24 protein-coding genes are annotated in these 20,880 nt (G+C 29.0%); 12 read left to right on the forward strand and 12 right to left on the reverse strand.

The annotated features are described in order from the left end of the window. Position 1 precedes the first annotated feature (1 nt). Genes AMN70_RS00300 through AMN70_RS00315 form a run of 4 tightly spaced genes read left to right on the forward strand, consistent with a single transcriptional unit; the run spans position 2 to position 4,263 of the window. Positions 2-685 (forward strand): HAD-IA family hydrolase, encoded by a 684-nt coding sequence (locus AMN70_RS00300; protein ID WP_075500936.1) that lies wholly within the window; start codon positions 2-4, stop codon positions 683-685. A 55-nt stretch (positions 686-740) separates the two neighbouring features. Next, on the forward strand, positions 741-2,243 hold the full coding sequence (locus AMN70_RS00305; RefSeq protein WP_075500938.1) for an MmgE/PrpD family protein: 1,503 nt from the start codon (positions 741-743) through the stop codon (positions 2,241-2,243). Beyond that, entirely contained in the window at positions 2,243-3,139 is an 897-nt protein-coding gene (gene prpB, locus AMN70_RS00310; protein WP_075500940.1) for a methylisocitrate lyase, read from the forward strand. Before AMN70_RS00305 ends, prpB begins: the two co-directional genes overlap by 1 nt. Continuing rightward, positions 3,139-4,263: a bifunctional 2-methylcitrate synthase/citrate synthase gene (locus AMN70_RS00315; RefSeq protein WP_075500942.1), complete on the forward strand. Its 1,125-nt coding sequence runs from the start codon at positions 3,139-3,141 to the stop codon at positions 4,261-4,263. Before prpB ends, AMN70_RS00315 begins: the two co-directional genes overlap by 1 nt. On the opposite strand, the gene AMN70_RS00320 is transcribed toward AMN70_RS00315, so the two are convergent. Next, positions 4,264-5,280, reverse strand: coding sequence for a ribonucleotide-diphosphate reductase subunit beta (locus tag AMN70_RS00320; RefSeq protein WP_102133130.1), 1,017 nt, complete (start codon positions 5,278-5,280; stop codon positions 4,264-4,266). After that, positions 5,271-7,208: a ribonucleoside-diphosphate reductase subunit alpha gene (locus AMN70_RS00325; protein WP_075500945.1), complete on the reverse strand. Its 1,938-nt coding sequence runs from the start codon at positions 7,206-7,208 to the stop codon at positions 5,271-5,273. Before AMN70_RS00325 ends, AMN70_RS00320 begins: the two co-directional genes overlap by 10 nt. Positions 7,209-7,366: 158 nt before the next feature. On the opposite strand from AMN70_RS00325, the gene AMN70_RS00330 reads away from it, so the two are divergent. Beyond that, positions 7,367-8,821: a phosphomannomutase/phosphoglucomutase gene (locus AMN70_RS00330; RefSeq protein ID WP_075500947.1), complete on the forward strand. Its 1,455-nt coding sequence runs from the start codon at positions 7,367-7,369 to the stop codon at positions 8,819-8,821. On the opposite strand, the gene AMN70_RS00335 is transcribed toward AMN70_RS00330, so the two are convergent. Then, positions 8,818-9,960 (reverse strand): coiled-coil domain-containing protein, encoded by a 1,143-nt coding sequence (locus AMN70_RS00335; RefSeq protein WP_075500949.1) that lies wholly within the window; start codon positions 9,958-9,960, stop codon positions 8,818-8,820. The two genes, AMN70_RS00330 and AMN70_RS00335, sit on opposite strands and share 4 nt — an antisense overlap. 199 nt (positions 9,961-10,159) lie before the next feature. Between AMN70_RS00335 and AMN70_RS00340 the strand changes: the two genes are divergently transcribed. Next, positions 10,160-10,483, forward strand: coding sequence for a hypothetical protein (locus AMN70_RS00340; RefSeq protein WP_075500951.1), 324 nt, complete (start codon positions 10,160-10,162; stop codon positions 10,481-10,483). A 109-nt stretch (positions 10,484-10,592) separates the two neighbouring features. Here AMN70_RS00340 and AMN70_RS00345 read toward each other — a convergent pair whose 3' ends face one another. Genes AMN70_RS00345 through AMN70_RS00360 form a run of 4 tightly spaced genes read right to left on the reverse strand, consistent with a single transcriptional unit; the run spans position 10,593 to position 14,226 of the window. Then, the gene (locus tag AMN70_RS00345; RefSeq protein WP_075500953.1) at positions 10,593-11,378 is read right to left on the reverse strand and encodes a sulfite exporter TauE/SafE family protein; all 786 of its coding nucleotides are present in this window, start codon (positions 11,376-11,378) and stop codon (positions 10,593-10,595) included. A 40-nt stretch (positions 11,379-11,418) separates the two neighbouring features. Beyond that, a complete protein-coding gene (dusA, locus tag AMN70_RS00350; protein ID WP_075500955.1) occupies positions 11,419-12,411 on the reverse strand; it encodes a tRNA dihydrouridine(20/20a) synthase DusA in 993 nt (330 codons plus the stop codon). A gap of 22 nt (positions 12,412-12,433) precedes the next feature. Next, entirely contained in the window at positions 12,434-12,973 is a 540-nt protein-coding gene (rpoZ, locus tag AMN70_RS05755; RefSeq protein ID WP_075500956.1) for a DNA-directed RNA polymerase subunit omega, read from the reverse strand. Between the two features lie 44 nt (positions 12,974-13,017). Next, positions 13,018-14,226 (reverse strand): MFS transporter, encoded by a 1,209-nt coding sequence (locus AMN70_RS00360; RefSeq protein WP_075500958.1) that lies wholly within the window; start codon positions 14,224-14,226, stop codon positions 13,018-13,020. A 9-nt stretch (positions 14,227-14,235) separates the two neighbouring features. Here AMN70_RS00360 and AMN70_RS00365 point away from each other — a divergent pair, with 9 nt between their 5' ends. Together AMN70_RS00365 and AMN70_RS00370 are read left to right on the forward strand one after the other, a co-directional pair. Then, a complete protein-coding gene (locus AMN70_RS00365; RefSeq protein WP_075500960.1) occupies positions 14,236-15,105 on the forward strand; it encodes an NAD(P)-dependent oxidoreductase in 870 nt (289 codons plus the stop codon). Positions 15,106-15,108: 3 nt separating this feature from the next. Further along, entirely contained in the window at positions 15,109-15,708 is a 600-nt protein-coding gene (locus AMN70_RS00370) for a PNPOx family protein (protein ID WP_075500962.1), read from the forward strand. 3 nt (positions 15,709-15,711) lie between these two features. Here AMN70_RS00370 and AMN70_RS00375 read toward each other — a convergent pair whose 3' ends face one another. The 3 genes from AMN70_RS00375 to AMN70_RS00385 are packed head-to-tail and all read right to left on the reverse strand — an operon-like array spanning position 15,712 to position 16,764. After that, positions 15,712-15,951, reverse strand: coding sequence for a hypothetical protein (locus tag AMN70_RS00375; protein WP_075500964.1), 240 nt, complete (start codon positions 15,949-15,951; stop codon positions 15,712-15,714). A 13-nt stretch (positions 15,952-15,964) separates the two neighbouring features. Beyond that, positions 15,965-16,237 (reverse strand): YHYH domain-containing protein, encoded by a 273-nt coding sequence (locus AMN70_RS00380; RefSeq protein WP_075500965.1) that lies wholly within the window; start codon positions 16,235-16,237, stop codon positions 15,965-15,967. 14 nt (positions 16,238-16,251) lie between these two features. Then, complete coding sequence (locus AMN70_RS00385) at positions 16,252-16,764, reverse strand: gamma carbonic anhydrase family protein (RefSeq protein WP_075500967.1); 513 nt, start codon at positions 16,762-16,764, stop codon at positions 16,252-16,254. A 20-nt stretch (positions 16,765-16,784) separates the two neighbouring features. On the opposite strand from AMN70_RS00385, the gene AMN70_RS00390 reads away from it, so the two are divergent. After that, on the forward strand, positions 16,785-17,339 hold the full coding sequence (locus tag AMN70_RS00390) for a thioredoxin family protein (protein WP_075500968.1): 555 nt from the start codon (positions 16,785-16,787) through the stop codon (positions 17,337-17,339). Then, on the forward strand, positions 17,339-18,421 hold the full coding sequence (locus tag AMN70_RS00395) for a glycosyltransferase family 4 protein (protein WP_075500970.1): 1,083 nt from the start codon (positions 17,339-17,341) through the stop codon (positions 18,419-18,421). The genes AMN70_RS00390 and AMN70_RS00395 overlap by 1 nt, the downstream gene beginning before the upstream one ends. On the opposite strand, the gene AMN70_RS00400 is transcribed toward AMN70_RS00395, so the two are convergent. After that, entirely contained in the window at positions 18,413-19,354 is a 942-nt protein-coding gene (locus tag AMN70_RS00400) for a glycosyltransferase family 9 protein (protein ID WP_075500972.1), read from the reverse strand. The genes AMN70_RS00395 and AMN70_RS00400 overlap by 9 nt on opposite strands. A gap of 32 nt (positions 19,355-19,386) precedes the next feature. Here AMN70_RS00400 and AMN70_RS00405 point away from each other — a divergent pair, with 32 nt between their 5' ends. Beyond that, positions 19,387-19,776: a DUF6165 family protein gene (locus AMN70_RS00405; RefSeq protein ID WP_075500974.1), complete on the forward strand. Its 390-nt coding sequence runs from the start codon at positions 19,387-19,389 to the stop codon at positions 19,774-19,776. A gap of 17 nt (positions 19,777-19,793) precedes the next feature. Here AMN70_RS00405 and AMN70_RS00410 read toward each other — a convergent pair whose 3' ends face one another. Continuing rightward, a complete protein-coding gene (locus AMN70_RS00410; protein ID WP_075500975.1) occupies positions 19,794-20,606 on the reverse strand; it encodes a glycosyltransferase family 17 protein in 813 nt (270 codons plus the stop codon). Positions 20,607-20,698: 92 nt separating this feature from the next. On the opposite strand from AMN70_RS00410, the gene AMN70_RS05700 reads away from it, so the two are divergent. After that, positions 20,699-20,880, forward strand: a 182-nt coding sequence (locus AMN70_RS05700; RefSeq protein ID WP_143323392.1) for a hypothetical protein, incomplete at its 3' end; no start/stop codon positions are given.

Genomic DNA, 20,880 nt, shown 5'->3' on the forward strand with positions numbered 1-20,880 from the left:
TATGAAACAAAAATTTATAATTCTTTTTGACCTAGATGGAACTTTAGTTGATACAGCGCCTGATTTAATGCGTGCTCATAATCATGTAATGAAAAATTTTGGATATCCCACAAAGTCTACCGAAGAGATTAGAAGTTTAGTTGGACAAGGCGCTAGCGCTATGCTTGGCAGATCAATTTGGGGACAAGCAAAAAAAGAATTTGGAAAAGTTCAGGACGAAAAAATTAAGAAAGAAATGGTAAAAGAATTTATAGATTATTACGGAAAGAATATTGTTAATGAAAGTACATTGATCAATGGTGTAAAAGAATTTTTAGTGTGGTCTAAAAAACAAGATATATTAATGGCAGTTTGTACAAACAAACAAGAGCATTTGGCGGTCGATCTTTTAAAGAAAATTGGAATATATAAATTTTTTGAATATGTTGCCGGACATAACACATTTGATTACTGTAAACCAGACCCAAGGCATTTAACTTCAGTAATTGAAATTCTTGATGGAAATGTAAATAAAAGTTTGATGATTGGAGATAGTGAGACTGATGCTAACGCTGCAAGAGATGCTGGAATTCCGATAATTTTACTTGAAGATGGTTATACTGAAAAAAACATAACCGAAATTTACCATAATCACTTGATTAAAGACTTTGTTGGTATTGAAAAAATTGTAACAAAATATCTTTAATATTGATTATTTATTTTTTAACTATTAAAAACAATTGCGTTAATTAGGAGTTTTTTTGATAATACATAATGTAAAAGTTTATCCATCTAAAACAAATCTTCCCAAAAAAAAACAACTTGCATGGAAGATTGCAGAAATTGCAAGTGACAACTCTAAATTGAATAAAGATGCTATTGAAATGGTGATTAATAGAATTATAGATAATGCATCTGTTGCAATTGCATCTCTTAATAGAAAACCAGTAATTTCTTCAAGAGAAATGGCTATTAAGCATTCTAGAAAAAATGGTGCAACATTATTTGGTTTAAATAAAAAATTTAAATTTGATTGTGAATGGGCAGCTTGGTCAAATGGTACAGCTGTAAGAGAGCTTGATTTTCATGATACTTTTTTAGCAGCAGATTATAGTCATCCAGGGGACAATATACCTCCTCTAATAAGTGTAGCTCAACAAAATAAAAAAAGTGGTTTAGATCTTTTAAGAGGAATTATTACTGCGTATGAAGTTCAAGTAAATTTAGTAAAGGGGATTTGTTTACATAAACATAAAATTGACCATATAGCTCATCTTGGCCCAAGTGTTGCCGCAGGTCTAGGTGCAATGCTTAAACTAAACACAGAAACAATTTATCAAGCAATTCAACAATCATTACACACAACTATCTCAACTAGACAATCAAGAAAAGGTGACATCTCAAGCTGGAAAGCTTATGCTCCTGCTCATGCTGGAAAGCTTGCAATTGAAGCTGTTGATAGAGTTATGCGTGGTGAAGGTGCTCCTAGCCCGATTTATGAAGGTGAGGATAGTGTAATTGCAAGAATTCTAGATGGAAAGAAAGCTGTGTACAAAGTTCCTCTCCCAAAAAAAGGAGAGAGTAAAAAAGCTATACTAGAAACCTATACTAAAGAGTATTCTGCTGAATACCAATCTCAAGCTTTAATTGATTTAGCTAAAAAACTTAAAAAAAAAATAAAAAATCTAAATCAAATTAAGAAAATAGATATTTATACAAGTCATCATACTCATTATGTAATAGGAACTGGCGCAAATGATCCTCAAAAAATGGACCCAAATGCAAGTAGAGAAACCTTAGATCATTCAATTATGTATATTTTTGCTGTGGCATTAGAGGATGGTGACTGGCATCACATCAAATCTTATACAAAGGCTAGGGCTAGAAGAAAAAGTACTATTAAAATTTGGAAATCGATTAAAACTCACGAAGATAAAAAATGGACAAAAAAATATCATAACCCAGATCCAAAAAAAAAATCATTTGGTGCAAAAGTAATAATTACACTTAAAAGTGGTAAAAAAATAGCTGAGCAGCAAGATAAAGCTGATGCTCATCCTTATGGTTCAAGGCCATTCAAAAGACAAAATTATATAAATAAATTTTTAACTTTAACTCATAGTATAATTGATAAAAAAGAAAGTAATAGATTTCTAAAAACAGTTCAAAATTTAAAAAAGTTAAAGCCTGGACAGCTTTATAATCTAAATATAGATGTTAAAAAAAGTAAAATTAAGAGAAATTTAAAAATAGGGATTTTTTAATGCATTTTGTAGAAAAAGAACCAAATCAAAAGAGAGAAGATTTTGTAAAAAAATTAAAGTCTAATAAAATCTTAAGAGTTCCAGGTGCATATAATCCTTTAACAGCTAAATTAATAGAAGAGATTGGTTACGATGCTGTTTATGTTTCAGGAGGAGTAATGGCGAATGATCTTGGATTTCCTGATATTGGTTTAACAACTTTGCAAGATGTGAGTACAAGATCTTATTTAATTTCAAGAGTAACAAACCTTCCAACGATTGTTGATATAGATACAGGATTTAAATCTTGTAAAGAGACGATTGAAACTTTTGAAGAATTTGGGGTGTCTGCAGTACACCTTGAAGATCAAATTGAGAGAAAAAGATGTGGGCACTTAGATAATAAAAAATTAATCTCAACTGATGAAATGGTTAAAAAAATAAATGAGTGTGTAAAAACAAAAAAAGATGAAAATTTTAAAATTATTGCAAGATCTGATGCCAAAAGCGTCGAAGGTATAGATAAAATGATTGATAGATGCAAAGCTTATGTTGATGCAGGTGCTGAAATTATTTTCCCTGAAGCTTTAGAAAATGAAAAAGATTTTGAAAAAGTTAGAAAAGAATTATCATGTTATCTTTTAGCTAACATGACTGAATTTGGTAAATCTAAACTATTTAATTATAAAGAATTAGAGAAATTGGGATATAATATAGTAATTTATCCAGTTACAACCCAAAGATTAGCAATGAAAAATGTTGAAGATGGATTAAGAGACATTTATGTAAATGGACATCAAAATAATATTATTGATAAAATGCAGACAAGAAAACGATTATATGAACTTGTTGATTATGAAAAATATAATAGTTTAGATGAAAAAATTTATAATTTTAGTACTGAAGGTCATGAATAATGAGTGATGAAGTTAAAAAAGGATTGCTTGGTATAGTAGTTGATGAAACTGAAGTTTCCAAAGTGATGCCTGAGATTAACTCTCTAACCTATAGAGGTTATGCTGCTCAAGACTTGTGTGAATACTGCAGATTTGAAGAGGTTGCGTATTTAATTTTAAACAAAGATTTACCAAACACTATTGAATTGAGAAAATTTGAAAAAGAAGAAAAGAATAATAGAGATTTATCTAAAGATCTTTACTCAATAATCAAAAGAATGCCGAAAAAATCACACCCAATGGATGTTGCCAGAACAGCTGTAAGTATTATGGGTTTAGAAGATAAAGAAACAACTGACTCTTCTCCTGAAGCTAATATGAGAAAAGCTATAAGGATTTTGGCGAAAACACCGACTGCTTTAGCTGCTTTCTACAGACTAAGAAAAGGGAAAAAAATTATTAAACCTAAAAAAAATCTTAATATTTCTGAAAATTTTTTCTACATGTGTTTTGGTAAAGTGCCTCAAAAAGAAATAGTTAAAGCTTTTGATGTGTCTTTAATTTTATACGCTGAGCACAGTTTTAACGTTTCAACTTTTACAGCAAGAACTATCACAAGTAGTTTATCTGATATTCATGGTGCCATTACAGGAGCAATTGCTAGCTTAAAAGGTCCACTTCATGGAGGTGCAAATGAAGAGGTAATGCATATGATGAATAAAATAAAAAGTCCTAAAAATGCCCTTAATTGGATAAATAACGCACTAGATAAAAAAGAAGTTGTGATGGGTTTTGGTCATAGAGTTTATAAATCTGGAGACTCTAGGGTTCCAACTATGAGAAAATATTTTGCAAAAGTTGCTAAAATTAAAAAAGATAAAAAATTTGAAAAAATTTATGACATTGTAGAAAAAGTTATGATAGATAGAAAAAATATCCATCCAAACGTTGACTACCCTACTGGACCAACTTATCATTTAATGGGTTTTGATACTGATTTTTTTACTCCGATTTTTGTTATGTCGAGAATTACAGGTTGGTCAGCTCATATAATGGAACAACACGCAGCAAATAAATTAATTAGACCTTTAGCCAGCTACAAAGGTAACCAGCATAGAAAAGTTGTTCAACTAAACCAAAGATAATTAACTAAAAGCTTCTGCCCAAGTTCCTTGAGTTGATGCTTTAGAATACTCTGTTGCTCTACCTTCAAAGAAATTCATATGCTCAACAGCATTCAACATAGTATCTAACCAACCTAGTGGATTTTTTTCAACTTTATAAATTGGTTCTAATCCTAGTTGATCTAATCTTCTATTAGCAATAAATCTGATATAATCTTTAACTTCTTGAGCAGTTAAACCTTCCATAGGACCCATTTCAAAAGCCAGATCTATGAAAGCATCTTCATGCTCCACTATTGTTCTACAAGCCTCATAAAGTTCTTTTTTTAATTTTGGAGTCCAAATTTCTGGATTTTCTTTTATAAACTCCTTAAAAATTCTTATCATTGAATTGCAATGAAGAGTTTCGTCTCGAACAGACCAAGTAACTATTTGACCCATACCTTTCATTTTATTGTGTCGAGGAAAATTTAAAAGAATAGCAAAGCTTGCAAATAATTGTAATCCTTCTGTAAAGGCGCTAAACACTGCAACTGTTTTTGCAATATCTTCTTTAGAATTTACATTAAAACCTTGCATATAATCATATTTATCTTTCATTTCTTTATATTTCATAAAAGCTGAATACTCCGACTCTGGCATTCCTATAGTGTCTAATAAATGAGAGTAAGCAGCTACATGAACTGTTTCCATTGCAGCAAAAGCTGTCATCATCATTAGAACTTCAGTAGGCTTAAATACAGTTGTGTAATGTCTTAAATAGCAGTTATTAACTTCAACGTCTGCTTGAGTAAAAAATCTGAAAATTTGTGTTAATAAATTTTTTTCAGGTTGAGACAAGTTCTTTTGCCAGTCTCTAACATCATCACCAAGTGGAACTTCCTCTGGCAACCAGTGAATTCTTTGTTGAGTTAACCATGCATCATAACACCATGGATATCTAAATGGTTTATAAACAGGATTCTCAGTTAACAATCCCATTTTTTTTGGTTTAGTTATTTCTTTTTTCTCTAATTTGATTTTTTCTGCTACTGACATGATAGACATTCCTCGTATTCTTGTTCATTTGATTGTTGATTTTTAGACTTGTATACATTCGCTGTAATATCAGTTGATTTTGCATCATTAATATTTTCAGCTCTTTGAATTGATTTTGACCTACAGTAATAAAGGCTTTTAAGACCCTTTTTCCAAGCATCAAAATGAATTTTATGTAATTCTTTTTTGTGTACATCTGCTGGTAAGAATAAATTTACTGATTGAGCTTGTGATATAAATGGAGTTCTGTCTCCACTTAAATCAATAATCCAATGTTGATTCAACTCAAAAGCAGTTTTGAAAACATCTTTCTCTAAATCTGTTAAAAAATCTAAATGTGATACCGAGCCTTGATTAGTGGTGATTGTAGACCAAGTTTCATCATCGTTTTTACCATGACTTTCTAAAATTTCCTCTAAATATCTATTTCTAACATTAAATGATCCAGACAAAGTTTTGTGGGTATAACTATTAGCTGCTATAGGTTCAACTCCTGGTGAAGCTCCACCACAAATAATAGAAATAGAAGCCGTTGGAGCTATTGCAGTTTTATTTGAAAATCTTTCCTTATAACCGTATTCAGCTGCATCCGGACATGCGCCTCTTTCCTCTGCTAAATCTTTTGAAGCTTGATTAACTTTTTCGTGAATATTTTTAAAAATTTTTTTATTCCAAGCTTTTGCCATTACGGACTCTAATGGAATTCTATTTTTTTGTAGAAAAGAATGAAAACCCATTACGCCTAAACCTACACTTCTTTCTCTTTCGGCCGAATATTTAGCGTCTTTAAATTGATCAGGTGCCTTATTTATAAAATCAGATAAAACATTATCAAGGAACCTCATTACGTCATTAATCATATTAGGATCATCTTTCCACTCATCATATTTTTCAATATTTAAAGAAGACAAACAACAAACTGCAGTTCTATCTCTACCGTCTTTATCTATACCCGTGGGTAATGTTATTTCGCTACATAGATTAGAAGTTTTAACAGTTAAATTTGCTAACTTATGATGCTGAGGAATTTGTCTATTTACAGTATCAATATAAATTATATATGGTTCACCAGTTTCAATTCTAGCTGTTAACAATCTAATCCATAAGTTTCTTGCAGATATAGTTTGTTGAACAGATCCGTCTACAGGACTTTTTAAAGCCCATTGTTCATCAGTTTCAACAGCACGCATAAATGCATCTGAAACTAAAACTCCGTGATGTAAATTTAAAGCTTTTCTATTTGGATCACCACCTGTTGGTCTTCTCATTTCAATAAATTCTTCAATCTCTGGATGATCAATTGGAAGGTAACAAGCAGCGGAACCTCTTCTTAAAGAACCTTGGCTAATTGCCATTGTTAAAGAGTCCATAACTTTAATGAAAGGAATAATTCCAGAAGTTTTGCCTACTCTACCAATTTTTTCACCAATAGATCTTAGATTTCCCCAATAACTTCCAATTCCTCCACCCTTCGCTGCTAACCAAACGTTTTCACTCCAAAGATCCAGTATTCCACCAAGACTATCTGTAGCTTCATTTAAAAAACAAGAAATAGGCAAGCCTCTTTTTGTTCCACCATTAGATAAAACAGGTGTTGCAGGCATGAACCAAAGATTGCTTATATAATTATATATTCTTTGAGCATGTAAATTATCATCTGCATAAGTGCTAGCTACTCTTGCAAATAGATCCTGAAAAGATTCGTTATGACCAAGATATCTGTCTTTTAAAGTTGCTTTTCCAAAGTCAGTTAAATTTGCGTCTTTCGATCGATCAATTTTGATAATAATACCTTTGTCATTTTGAAAAAGTTCAGTTTCATTATTTAATGAAAATAAATCAGGTCTATTAGATTTGGAGACTTCTTTTACTTCAGGGCTATATTCAGAGACAGCTTTCTTTAAGGCCTGAGATAGTATTTTATTCATTTTTTGTTATTATATTTTGTTGTAAGTGCGAAAACAACTATATGTTGTATGCGCTTATTATTAATATACTATATAACTAGTAAATCAATAGAACATTTATAGAACACTATAAAAATAATTCAACTATAAAATTGAAAAAAAGGTAAGTAATTAACAGCATGACTCTATCAATAAAAATTGATCCCCTAGGCTTTAGAGAATATGACGCACGATGGATTTACAACAAAGATATCAATAATGAGGGAATCAAAAATTTGGGTAAAGGTCTAGGAACCCAGATTATAAAACATACCAAAAAAGAAAATCCTAAAGTTATAGTTGGTCATGATTATAGGTCTTATAGTGTAGAAATAAAAACTGCACTTAAAAATGGTTTAATTTCAACAGGATGTTTTGTTGAAGACATAGGTTTATCTTTATCACCTATGGTTTATTTTGCACAATTCAAATTAGATGCCGATGCAGTAGCCATGGTTACAGCAAGTCATAATGAAAATGGTTGGACTGGAGTAAAAATGGGTATTCAAAAAGGTTTAACCCATGCTCCTGATGAAATGGAAGAATTAAAACAAATTACATTAGATCAAAATTTTTTAAAAGGTAAAGGAAAAGAAAAAAATATAAAGAATTTTGATAAAATTTATAAGGGTGATTTAATTCAAAAAAATAAAATTAAAAAAAAAATCAAAGCAGTTGTAGGTTGTGGGAATGGTACAGCAGGAATATTTGCCCCTGATATTTTAAGAGGCATCGGTTGTGATGTGGTTGAATTAGATTGTGAACTAAATTGGAATTTTCCAAAATATAATCCTAATCCTGAGGATTTGGAAATGCTTCATGAAATAGCTAAAGTAGTTAAAAAAAACAATGCTGATATTGGCTTTGGTTTCGATGGTGACGGAGATAGAGTTGGTGTAATTGATAACAATGGAAATGAAATATTTTCTGATAAGATTGGTTTAATAATTGCTAGAAATTTATCAAAAAACCATCAAAATTCAAAATTTGTAGTGGATGTAAAATCAACTGGTTTATTTAAAAATGATGAAATCTTAAAAAAAAATAAATGTGAGACTATTTATTGGAAAACTGGACATTCTCATATTAAAAGAAAAGTAAATCATGAAAAAGCTTTAGCTGGGTTTGAAAAAAGTGGTCATTTTTTTTTCAATCCACCCCTAGGACATGGTTATGACGATGGAATTAACTCTGCAATACAAGTTTGTCACCTATTAGATAATCAAAATAAAAAAATGAGTGAAATAATTAAAGAACTTCCAAAAACTTTTCAGTCACCAACAATGGCTCCATATTGTAAAGATAAAGAAAAATACAAAGTTGTTGACAGCTTAGTAAAACAAATAGAAAAAATTAAAAATGATAGAATAAAGATAGATAATCAGGAAATAAAAGAAATTTTAACAGTCAATGGAATTCGATTCTCTTTTGAAGATGGTTCGTGGGGTTTAATTAGAGCGTCTTCAAATAAACCATCTTTAGTAATTGTTACTGAAAGTCCGACTTCAAATAACAGAAAAATAGAAATTTTTAAATTTATAGATAAATTGCTTCAAAGTACCAATCAAATAGGAGAATACGACCAAAAAATTTAATTATTTTCTTTTTCTCCTTCATTTTCACTTAATTTAACTTCTTCTCCTTGCACGTCATTATTTGTATCTTTATTGTGAATTTGAGATTGATTACTATAAAATTTTCTAATTAATTCTTCCTCTTTCTTTTTTTGTTCCTGATCAAATTTTTCTTCCCATTCTTTAATTCGTCTATTTTCCTCGACAATCCTCTTTTCTTCTTCGGCTTGACGTTTTATCTTTAATTCATTCTCCTCTTCTATTCTTCTTCTTTTCTCCTCTTCTTTTCTTAATTCTTCCTCTTGTTCTCTAAGTTCTTTTTCCTTCATTAAGCGTTCTCGCTCTTGGGATTTAATTTTCTCCTCCTTGATTCTTAATTCCTCCTCTTTGGCTCTTTGATCAGCTTGCTCTTTGAGTAATTGTCGCTCAATCTCTTGTTGTCTTTCTATTTCCAATTGTTTAAGTCTATTCTCAGTTTCTCTCAGTTTTTCTTCTTCATATTGCAATTTTCTAGCTGCCTCTCTTAATTTTTGTTCTTCATCTAATCTATTTTGTCTCTCAATTTCATTTAGCCTATTCTTTTCTTGTCTTTCTTTTTCTTTTTCATCTCTTAACTTTTGAGCTTGTATTGCTTTATTCTTTATATCTTCTTCTTTAATTCTAATTTTTTCCTCTCTAATTCTTTGTCTTTCCAGCATTCTCATTCGTAATTCTTCATCTTTTAATCTTCTAGCATCTTCTCTAATTTTTTTGGCTTCTTCATCTTTAATTTTTTGCTGTTCTATTTTAATTCTCCTTAATTCTATTTTTCTTTGCCTTTCCTCATTTTTTCTTACTTGTTTTTCATTATCAGCTAATAATTTTTGTTGGAGGAATATTTGTTTTTTTTCCTCTTTAATTTTATCTAATCTTTCTTTTTGAGCTTGTTTTTTTTCATTTAATAATTCTTTTTTTTCATCATTTTTTCTTTTCTTTTCTAATCTAATTTTCTCTTTTTCTTTTCTTTTTTTTAAGTCAATAAAATATTTTTCTACTTTTTTTTTTGTATTTTCTATTAAACCAAAAGGATTTATATCTAAATTTTTTGGGGCTTTCGGAACTAAAGATTTGATATTTTCTAAAATCACATTTTTTTGTTTTTGTGATTTTTTTGGACTCATAATTTAAGTTAACATTTTTAAAGTAATTTAAAAATCTTTGAAAAGTTTAAATTGGGGTTTTGATATTTGATTAGCAAAAAAATCTTATTAATTGAGTAGTATAATCGATCAATACAATCTCTACGTGTAATTTTATTTTAACTTAAATTTTTTTTTAGGATTAATAAGCAAAGAATCAGATATTAGCTTTTGTAATTTCATGATTAAAAATTTTTTTTATTTATTTTGTTTTTTTTTAATTTCAAATTGCTCAATACCAAATACTGCTTTTTTTGGTCCTGTTTATACTGGTGTAAAAACAGGAAGCGTTTATCAAGCTTCACTGTCTTATAGTTCTGGCAAAATTATTAACAATTTAGGATTACAAAATTCATTATATCAATCAGATAAATTTAAAAAATTTTCAAAAAACCCAATATTACCTGATATTCCTTTTGTAGATGAAGACCCCAAAATTCTTTTAACTTATAAAGTGAATCTTGTTGAAATTTCAAGTGTAATGGAACCTGAGCCTTTACCTTAATTAATAACTTTATTTTTCAACTTTTTCGCGATTACATTTTCATTAAGAATCAATTAATTTTTTATTTAAGGGTGGTAGAGGGAGACTGAAACCACCCCGACCCCTTCGATTACAATTTAAAATACTCAAACAAAAACTTGATAGCAATCGCAAGTAAAAAAATGCCAAAAAATTTTGTAATTTTATTTTTATCAATTTTATGAACGGTTCTAGCTCCTATTCTTGCCATAAAGGTTGTAATTGGAATAAATATTAAAAATGCTGGTATATTCAAAAATCCTATGCTTAATGGAAGGTTGGATTTTAAGTAACTTCCTGAAACCAAAAACCCAATTGCACCAAATACCGCAATAAAAAAACCTATAGCAGCAGCGCTTCCTATGGCTTTATTAATTGAATAACCAAAAAATTTAAGAATGGGAACATTCATAATAGCACCACCTATTCCCATAGGAGCAGATATAAACCCAACAATAAATCCTAATAAAATTCTAAGATATAATTTCATATCTATAATTATATTCTTTTCTTTTTCTTTAATTAAAAGCAAGTATGTTCCCAAAAATAAAATCACTATTGAAAAAAATAAAACTAAAGATTTTGTTTTTAAAGATGCTGCAAAAATAGTTCCAACAATTACTCCTAACACGACAAAAAATCCATATTTTTTAACAACATCAAAATCTACTGCTTTAAATTTATTATGTGTTAAAACTGATACAGTAGAGGTTGGTATGATTATTGCAAATGATGTACCCACTGCTAAATGCATAATATATTGTGGATCTATTCCTAAAGATCCAAATATATAATATAAAAATGGAACTGTTATTAAACCTCCTCCAATTCCAAATAAACCTGCAACAAAACCAACTGGAATAGCAGTAAGCACCATCAATAAAACTACATAACTATATTCATTTGCTAAAATTGAACTAAGCAGACTGCCCTACTCTTATATCAACATTATTGTATTTAATTTTATCCATTATGTGATCAATCTTTTTTACATCAGCATCTCTTACACACATATTTTCACTTAAGTATCTTTTCCAATAACTTGCACCACTTTGTCCATGAAAAAGTCCCAGTGTATGTCTCATTATTTGGTTCAATCTAGTTCCTTTTTTAATTTCATCTTTTATGTAGGGAATAAGTTTTTCAATTACATCTTGTCTACTCGGGACATTATCATTTTTAAATATTTCTCTTTCAATATCAGCTAGCAGATACGGTGTATGATAGGCTGCTCTTCCGATCATAACCCCATTAGTTTTTTTTAAATGAGATTTTATTTCGTTAATTGAACTTATACCGCCATTAATAATAATTTCCTCATTTGGAAAATCTTCTTTAAGTTTATAAACATAGTCATACTTTAGTGGAGGAATATTCAAATTTTGTTTAGGAGTAAATTTGCCTAGCATGGCCTTTCTGGCATGAATGATAAAAGTTTTGACACCTGTACTTTTTATAGTTGAAATAAATTTATGAAAAGTTTCATAATCTTCAACATCATCATATCCTATTCTTGTTTTGATAGTGACTGGAAGTTTTGTTGAAGATTGCATTTTTGTTAAACAATCTGCAACTAAATTTGGTTCTTTTATTAGACAAGCCCCAAATTTGTTTTTTTCAACTTTTTTACTTGGACAACCTAAATTCAAATTAATTTCGTCATATCCAAAATCTTCGCCTATTTTAGAGGCTTCAGATAAAAGTTTGGGAGACGAACCTCCCAGCTGAAGTGCTACAGGCTTTTCATTTACATTAAATTCTAATAATTTTTTTTTATCTCCTCTGTGAATAGCCTCATCAACTATCATTTCTGTATAGAGAAATGTATTTTTAGATATTAATCTTAAAAAATATCTTTCATGTCTGTCAGTACAATCCATCATAGGAGCGACTGATACTTTCCTGTTCATAACTAAACTTTATATGATTTTGTTATTGGTTTGAAGTGTCGTTATCTTCTAAATTTTCTTGCGCTTCTTGTTGATTTTCTGTTTCAGAAACCTCATCTAAAGAAACATTGCCCTCTTCAGAAACGTTTTCTTCATCTACCGATCCTTCGACATCAGGTTTGGTAGTTTGTGAAAGTTCAGCTAAATCTTCCTGAGAAACTTGAATTTTTTCGGGTGCTTTTCTAGCTCTTTTAGATGGTAGAATTGGAGTACCACTTTTTGAAATTTCGCCTTTGTATAGACTTTCAAAATCATCACCTACTTCTTCATCATCTTCAGATCCATCATCAATTTGTTCGACATGTTTTCTTAATTTATAAACTGCACTTTCAGTTAAATCTGGAACTTTGATTTTTTTTTCAGCAATTTCTCTTAAAGCAATGACTGTATTCTTATCATTATCTCTATCTAGTGTAGGTTCTATACCTGAATTTAATTGAGTTGCTCTCTCTTTAGCTACTAAAACTAACTCGTAAGGACTATCTACTTTATCTATACAATCTTCCACTGTAACTCTCGCCATGCGGAGTATCTATACAGCCAGCCTTAAAAAATCAAGCTTAATTTCTAAAAATATGTAGGATTAAGTTTATTTCTAACTAAGAAAAGCAAGATTATTGACCCTATAATATAAATGCTAGAGACAATTGATATTTGTTCTATTGAAAATCCATAATCAATTAAAAAGCCAAATAAAGCTGTTCCAAATGCAGTTGAAAAAACCATCAGTGCCGTAGTTAAAGCTTTTATAGATCCAATATGCTTAACTCCATAAATCTCAGCCCAAGTTGACGATCCTAATACATTGGCTAATCCATTGGAGACACCTATCAATCCAAGGAATAAAAATGCAGTAATAGAGCTATCAAAATAAATTAAAACCAATGTAGAAAGAAATAAAGGTATATTCATAAATACTAATAATTTTCTACTAGTAAACTTGTCAATTAAAAAACCCGATCCTAATAAGGTCAATACAGATAATATTGAATATGTCATAAATGATTGAGCTATAACAAATGAGCCCCATTCCTTAGACTCTGTTATAAAAGATTGATAAACAAAAACCCCAGTAGCAATCCAAGGCATTGCTAACATATTTAAACAAATTATATAAAATCTATAATCTTTCAAAACCTCTATTCTTTTCCATTGTTTGATCTCTTTTTTTTCAAAATCATCTAAATTTTTCTGCTCCCTAGAGTCAAAATTTAAATTTTTTATTAAAAGGAAAGAAATCAAAGGTAAAAAAAGTAATGTTAATAAAGATATAAATATCCAAATATTTTGCCAAACCGTGATTGTAAGCAAATAGACCATTAAAACTGGTAAAATAAATTCAGCTGTCGAAAGCCCGAACCATCCTGCACTAAGAGCTTTTCCTCTCGATTTAGTAAAATACCTAGTAATAGTTGTTGTTGCTGTATGTGACATTAAACCTTGACCTGAAAATCTCATCAAAAAAATTGCAATGAATAAAAAAACTATCGAAGATATCTTTGAAAAGAGAAAACAAGAAAAAGATAAAAGTAAAGAAACATAAAAAGCAAATCTAAAAATATTGATGTCATCAATTTTTTTTCCAACCCAAATTAAAAGGAAGCTACTTAATAATGTTGCTGAGGCATAGATTGAGCCAAATTGTCCATGAGTGATTGAAAGTGTTTCTCTAATGCTAGAATTGAATAAACCTAAAAAAAAACTCTGTCCAAAACTAGAAAAAAATGTAAAGATAAATCCAAAAATAATTACTTTTAAACTTAAACTGTTAAACATAAAAAAATTATGAGTTGTAATGTTGCTTTCATAGGTCTTGGTGTCATGGGTTATCCAATGGCTGGTTATATATCAAAAGGTGGTCACAATGTAACTGTTTTTAATAGAACAAAATCAAAAGCAGAAAAATGGATTAAAGAATATAAAGGTAAAATGGCAGAAACTCCTGCTGAAGCTGCAAAAGATGCAGAGTATGTCTTTACATGTGTTGGAAACGATAATGATTTAAGAGAAGTTACTTTTGGTGACAATGGTGCATTTAAAACTATAAAAAAAGGTGCAATCTATATTGATAACACCACAGCATCAGCAACAATTGCTAGAGAAATTTATGAACATGCAAAGAAAAATGAATTTGGTGCATTAGATGCTCCTGTATCTGGTGGACAGGCCGGTGCAGAAAATGGTGCCCTAACAGTAATGATTGGTGGAGATCAAGCAGACTTTGATAAAGCAAAAGATAAAATTGATTGCTACAGCAAAAAGATGAAACTACTTGGTAAAGCAGGTTGTGGACAACTAGCAAAGATGGTTAACCAAATTTGTATAGCAGGATTAGTTCAAGGATTATCAGAAGGAATTAATTTTGGAATGAAAGCTGGGTTAAATATGGAAGATGTTATTGAAGTAATTTCAAAAGGAGCTGCTCAATCTTGGCAAATGGAAAATAGATATAAAACAATGATTGATGATAAATTTGATTTTGGGTTTGCAGTTGACTGGATGAGAAAAGATTTAAAGATTGCAATGGATGAAGCTAAAAATAATGGTTCATTATTACCTGTAACAGAACTTGTAGATAAATTTTATGGAGAAGTTCAAGGTTTAGGTGGAAATCGTTGGGATACTTCAAGCTTAATTAAAAGATTTAGAAAGTAATGTATGCAGCCAGCATACTATGAAAACCTAGAAGAAATTCAGAATAAGTACTGGTCTATGCTAGATGATGCGGTAACCAATAGAGGTTCACCGTTTAGAATTCCTGTTTTTATTTGTGCTCATCAAGATGAAGTAGATGGTAGAATTGTTGTTTTACGTAAATCAGATAGAGCAAACAATCTATTACAATTTCATACAGATTTAAGATCTCCAAAGGTAGATATTCTAAAAAGAAATAAGAATGCCTCTCTAGTTTTCTACGATAAAGAAGAAAAGATACAATTAAGAGTAAAAGTAGAATGTGAGGTAAATAATCAAAATTCCACAACTGAAGAGTCATGGAAAAAAACTCAACACATAAGTAGAAGATGTTATTTAACTGATAGCCCTCCAGGTACTACATCGCAACATCCAACTTCTGGAATGATATCTAAATTAGAAGATTTTGATTATACTATGGAACAAAGCGAGGAAGGCTACAAAAATTTTACTGTTATTAAATGTAAAATTAAATCTATTGAATGGCTATATCTTGCAGCTAAAGGACATCGAAGAGCTAAGTTTGATTTAGATACAAAGAAGAATAATTGGTTGGTTCCTTAATTTTTATCTATATGGATCACAAGCCCAGTCTTCTTGCATTGCCATCATAACTCCTAATAAAAAATTACCAGCATTTGAATCAGCTTGGGCTTTACTATTTTTGTTTTCTTCTATCTGAGCCTTACAAGCAGCATCTACTTGAGCTTTAGTTCTGTATTTATAAGGAATGGTATTTTTTGATTTTTCCGAAGGTGCGCAACTAAAAATAAAAAGAGCTAATAATATACTAGTAAAAAGTTTCATATGATAATTATATTTAATATTTTGAGGTGCTACAATATGCTCCCATTACTCCTGATCCTCTTATTGCAGACATACACGAGCTATAACTTGAGTATGGCCCATATGATCTTCCTTGATGTTTAATATAATAATATGTTTTAAAAGGATCTGTTTGTTTAGCCTGATGACAATGATACTGACCAGTTGTGTAGTTCATGTGACACCCTCCAGCATTCGTACCCCCTGAATGAGAATTTGCATTTACAGCAAATAAAAAAATAAAAATAATACTTACTAAGAATTTCATTTTATTAATTTATCTTAAAAAATTGATTTAGAGTATTTTTTCCAATTTTCTTGATAATGTCTAGTATTTTCTGCTACTGCTTTTTTTTCTTCTTCAGTAACATCTCTGACAACTTTACCCGGAGAACCTATTACTAATGAATTATCTGGTATCTCTTTATTCTCTGTAATTAAAGCTTTGGCTCCAATAATGCAATTTTTTCCAATCTTTGCGTTATTTAATATAACAGCACCAATTCCAATTAAACTATTGTCCCCTATCGTACATCCATGAAGCATAACCATATGACCAACAGTTACATTTTTTCCAATTTTTAATGGATAACCTGGATCAGTATGCAAAACACTTCCATCTTGAACGTTTGATCCCTCACCTATGTAAATATTTTCAATATCTCCTCTTAAGGTTGCATTAAACCATATACTAGAATTCTTTTCTAAAGTTACATCACCTATTATAGTTGCATTAGGAGCCACCCAATTTTCGCCAGAGTTTTTTGGTTTTTTACCTTTTAAATCGTAAAACATAATTTATATATTATTACATTATGCCAATACAAACTCCAATATGTGATTTCGGCCAAAAGGCACACGACTTTAAGCTCAAATCAACTGATAATAAAATAATTTCTCTAGATGATGTTAGAGGTGAAAATGGAACTTTAATAATGTTTATCTGCAATCATTGCCCTTATGTAAAAGCTGTTACAAAAGATATTGTGGAAGATTCTAAAAAATTATTAGATTTAGGTATTAGTTCAGTTGCCATTTGTGCAAATGATACTGAAAATTACCCAGAAGATTCTTTTGAAAATATGATTAAATTTGCGAAACAAAATCAATTTGGTTTTCCATACCTAATTGATGAAACTCAAGAGATAGCAAAAACTTACGATGCCGTATGTACTCCAGATTTTTTTGGATACAATAAAAACTTAGAACTCCAATATAGAGGAAGATTAAGAGAGCTTAAAAACTTAATACCAGTTAGAGAAGGTGAAAGTGATCTATTTAAAGCAATGAAACAAATCGGCCAAACTGGAAAAGGACCAGAAAATCAAACACCTAGTGCTGGCTGTAGCATTAAGTGGAAAAATAATTAATGTATTTAATTGTAACAAGATCTTTTCCCCCAGAATTAGGGGGTATGCAAAATTTAATGTGGGGTCTTAGTGTTGAGATGTCTAAAAACTTTTTGATTAAAGTTTTTGCAGATTTTCAAGAAAATCACAAAGAATTTGATAAAAAAGTAAGTTTTTCTATTGATAGGGTCGGTGGAATAAAATTTTTGAGAAAAATTAGAAAAGCTCAATTAATAAATGAATATTTAAAAGAAAATAAAGTTAAGGGGATTATTGCTGATCATTGGAAAAGCTTAGAATTAATTAATACTGACAAAAAAAAATTTTGTTTAATTCATGGAAAAGAAATAAATCACTCTAAGGGAAGTTTGCTAAATAAAAGGGTAATAAAGGTATTAAATAGTGTTGAAAAAGTAATTGCCAATTCTGAATATACTAAAAATTTAGCAATTACAAAAGGGGTAAACCAAGAAAAGATTATAGTTATAAATCCTGGTGTAAATCCAGTCGAAGAATTAAATGAAAAATCATTGGAAAAAGTTGAGAGCTTGCTTAAGATTAAAACACCAAGACTAATCACTGTCTCTAGATTTGATAAAAGAAAAAATCATGAAAAGATTATAATGGCTTTACGAAATTTAAAACAATTGTACCCCGGTATAGTTTATATTTGTATAGGTTATGGTGATGAAGAGGATAATATTAAAAGACTTGTACAAGAACTTGATTTAGGTCCACAAGTTATGTTCTTCAAGGATATTAGTACAGATTTAAAAAATTCATTGATAGCCAAATCAGATATTTTTGTTATGCCTTCTATAATGCATAAAACTTCTGTTGAGGGATTTGGAATAGCTTATGTTGAAGCGGCTCAATATAGTGTCCCATCTCTTGGTGGAAAAGACGGTGGTGCATCTGATGCTATAAGTCATAATCAAACTGGATTGATTTGTGATGGGAATAGTTTAGACGACATTTATTCGTCATTAAATCTAATGATAAATAACAAAAAATATTTAGAATTAGGTAAAAATGCAAAATTAAATTCTAAGAAATTTGAGTGGTCAAAAATTATTGAAAAATATAAAAAAATCTTATCTTAAATTTTCTTCTATTTTCTCTAATACTTTTTTGGCACTTAATTTTGATAAATCATTAACCTGTATTGCTTTAAAACGTTCTCTTTCAATATTAACTTTAGCAGCTGTGGTATGTTCACCAAATAAAGTTAAACCTTTCGCACCTACATGAGCAGCTATATGAGCTGGACCGGTATCATTAGCAATTATATAAGAACTATCTTTTATCAAAGAAGTTAATTGAGAAATATCTAATGCTTTTTCATTATTAAGAATATTTATAGCGTTAATTGATTTTGCTTCTTTAATTTCTGTAGGTCCTGGTGCAATTATAATCTTATATTCATTTCCAAATTTATCTAGAATCAACCTTATTAACTCATTAAAATATGGCCATCTTTTAATTGATAGATGCGGAGAACAAAAAGGAAATAATAAGATATATTTTCTTAGATCAAATTGAGTTTTAATATCATTAATATCTGTGGAAGCCCATTCGAAGTTCGGTAATAAAGTATTTGAAATATTTAAGCCTGAAGTTTTTAATTGATGACTAAATCTTTCTAATACTGAATATTTATCAAATTCATTTTTATCTTTTCCAACAGGTAAAGTCGTATAAGAACTTGACCAAACTTCACAACCTGCTTTTGGAAATAAAATTTTTTTATAAAATTGTGTTCTTGAAGAATTCTGAAGATCGAAAATTTTAACGAATTTATATTTTTTAAGTTCTTTCATTAAAAAATATAAATAAATCAAATTATATCTGGGTAATCTTTTATCTAAAATTACGTCTTTTATATAAGGATTTTTTTTGAATAATTCAAAATAAGGCTTGGTAGTTAGTAGAAAGATATTATCATTTAAATGATTTTCAGAAATATCTTGAATAGCACCACTAGCTTGGGTTATATCACCGAGAGAACCATGTTTGATAATTAGAATATTAGACATATTTTTAATAACTTAACATAGTATTACATATAATGAATAAAATTTTAATTGAGGTATCTGTCGGTGAGCTTTTAGATAAAATTTCAATCTTAGAGATAAAACAAGAAAAAATTAAAGATCCGGAGAAATTAAAATTAATAAGTATTGAACACTCAATTTTGAAAGCACAACTAGATCAAAATGTTAAAACTGATGAAAAATTGAATGATTTTTTTCAATCGTTAAAAACTATTAATAATAAATTATGGATTATTGAGGATAATAAAAGACTTTGCGAAAAGGAAAAAGATTTTGGAGAAAAATTCATTAAACTTTCGAGAGATGTTCATTTTTTAAATGATGAAAGAGCAGAAATAAAACTTAAAATTAATAAATATACAAATTCAAAAATAAGAGAAATAAAAGAATATGTTAAATATTAAATTAATTACTTATAATTTTATTCAATTAAATATTCATTAAATTTTTCTTTATTCTTGCTTATATAATCTGGTAATTTACCATCCTCATATTTTCTAAAGATATATCCTCTGTCATAAATATCTTGATTATCTTTAATTTTTTGTTCAATCTTTTTTTTATCAGCAAAAAAACTATTATTATATTCCTTATGGGCAAATCCTTTTACTTTTTTTAATATTTCATCAGTTTTTAATATGTATGAAAAATGCCATCCTCCGTTTTCTACTACATAGTTGTTACTTAAATACCTTTTTATTATTTCATATTTTCTAGGAAATTTTGTATTTCTAAGTTGTTGTGGAGAGTTTAAGTTTTTTAACTGACATCCTCTTGATCCAGGCCATTTTTTAAAAGTTAAATTTTGATTATTAAATTTGTAATAAAAAAAATCTTGTGAAAAAAAAATGTATTTATATTTTTTAAGTACCAATTCTAAATTAATATTTTTTAGGTTGGGTATTTCATCTAAATCAGAAATAATTATGAAATCCTCTTTATCAAATTTTAATAAATTAGAAATATAATTTCTTTGATAATTTTCTATCCACCAATGATTTTTTTTTTGAAATTCTAAAAAATCATCTGGCATTTTATCTATAAATTTATAGATAATTTTATTTTCAAATTTTTTAAATTTATCAATATTAAAATTTTTCTTCTTTTTTGTTCCTTGATGTTCATATGCACATTCAACGATTACAAAATAATCAACAAATTCATCTAAAGTATTTAATCTAACGTCTAGTACTACATCTTCATTGAAATACGTAAAGCAATCTATTACTTTCATAATTAGAACTTAACAAAAATATATCAAAAAAAAATGAATATTTTTATTATTAATTAATATACAAATTCTTAAAAAATAATATTCGCTTATTAATGAAAAAAAAAATTTTAGTCATTAATTCCATCAACTACATAAGAAATACATCGATTAATAATTTTCTAAAAAAGAAATATGATTTGAAAGAAGTTAGATATAATGGAAACTTTATAATAAAAAATTTAAAATTATTAAAAATTTTTTTTTTAAAATTTGATTTAATCTTTATAAACTGGAA

The organism is Candidatus Pelagibacter communis (assembly GCF_001179925.1).
Taxonomy (GTDB): Bacteria; Pseudomonadota; Alphaproteobacteria; order Pelagibacterales; family Pelagibacteraceae; genus Pelagibacter; species Pelagibacter ubique_E.

Excerpts from the sequence above, each read along its gene's own strand:
- dusA (WP_075500955.1), bottom strand. The coding sequence starts at position 12,411 with ATGAACAGGAAAGTATCAGTCGCTCCTATGATGGATTGTACTGACAGA.
- AMN70_RS00340 (WP_075500951.1), top strand. The coding sequence starts at position 10,160 with ATGATTAAAAATTTTTTTTATTTATTTTGTTTTTTTTTAATTTCAAAT.
- AMN70_RS00410 (WP_075500975.1), bottom strand. The coding sequence starts at position 20,606 with ATGAAAGTAATAGATTGCTTTACGTATTTCAATGAAGATGTAGTACTA.
- AMN70_RS00370 (WP_075500962.1), top strand. The coding sequence starts at position 15,109 with ATGCAGCCAGCATACTATGAAAACCTAGAAGAAATTCAGAATAAGTAC.
- AMN70_RS00320 (WP_102133130.1), bottom strand. The coding sequence starts at position 5,280 with ATGTCAGTAGCAGAAAAAATCAAATTAGAGAAAAAAGAAATAACTAAA.
- AMN70_RS00365 (WP_075500960.1), top strand. The coding sequence starts at position 14,236 with ATGAGTTGTAATGTTGCTTTCATAGGTCTTGGTGTCATGGGTTATCCA.
- AMN70_RS00315 (WP_075500942.1), top strand. The coding sequence starts at position 3,139 with ATGAGTGATGAAGTTAAAAAAGGATTGCTTGGTATAGTAGTTGATGAA.
- AMN70_RS00300 (WP_075500936.1), top strand. The coding sequence starts at position 2 with ATGAAACAAAAATTTATAATTCTTTTTGACCTAGATGGAACTTTAGTT.
- AMN70_RS00335 (WP_075500949.1), bottom strand. The coding sequence starts at position 9,960 with ATGAGTCCAAAAAAATCACAAAAACAAAAAAATGTGATTTTAGAAAAT.
- AMN70_RS00345 (WP_075500953.1), bottom strand. The coding sequence starts at position 11,378 with ATGGTGCTTACTGCTATTCCAGTTGGTTTTGTTGCAGGTTTATTTGGA.
- rpoZ (WP_075500956.1), bottom strand. The coding sequence starts at position 12,973 with ATGGCGAGAGTTACAGTGGAAGATTGTATAGATAAAGTAGATAGTCCT.
- AMN70_RS00400 (WP_075500972.1), bottom strand. The coding sequence starts at position 19,354 with ATGTCTAATATTCTAATTATCAAACATGGTTCTCTCGGTGATATAACC.
- AMN70_RS00395 (WP_075500970.1), top strand. The coding sequence starts at position 17,339 with ATGTATTTAATTGTAACAAGATCTTTTCCCCCAGAATTAGGGGGTATG.
- AMN70_RS00325 (WP_075500945.1), bottom strand. The coding sequence starts at position 7,208 with ATGAATAAAATACTATCTCAGGCCTTAAAGAAAGCTGTCTCTGAATAT.
- AMN70_RS00330 (WP_075500947.1), top strand. The coding sequence starts at position 7,367 with ATGACTCTATCAATAAAAATTGATCCCCTAGGCTTTAGAGAATATGAC.
- AMN70_RS00360 (WP_075500958.1), bottom strand. The coding sequence starts at position 14,226 with ATGTTTAACAGTTTAAGTTTAAAAGTAATTATTTTTGGATTTATCTTT.
- prpB (WP_075500940.1), top strand. The coding sequence starts at position 2,243 with ATGCATTTTGTAGAAAAAGAACCAAATCAAAAGAGAGAAGATTTTGTA.
- AMN70_RS00380 (WP_075500965.1), bottom strand. The coding sequence starts at position 16,237 with ATGAAATTCTTAGTAAGTATTATTTTTATTTTTTTATTTGCTGTAAAT.
- AMN70_RS00385 (WP_075500967.1), bottom strand. The coding sequence starts at position 16,764 with ATGTTTTACGATTTAAAAGGTAAAAAACCAAAAAACTCTGGCGAAAAT.
- AMN70_RS00375 (WP_075500964.1), bottom strand. The coding sequence starts at position 15,951 with ATGAAACTTTTTACTAGTATATTATTAGCTCTTTTTATTTTTAGTTGC.
- AMN70_RS00405 (WP_075500974.1), top strand. The coding sequence starts at position 19,387 with ATGAATAAAATTTTAATTGAGGTATCTGTCGGTGAGCTTTTAGATAAA.
- AMN70_RS00390 (WP_075500968.1), top strand. The coding sequence starts at position 16,785 with ATGCCAATACAAACTCCAATATGTGATTTCGGCCAAAAGGCACACGAC.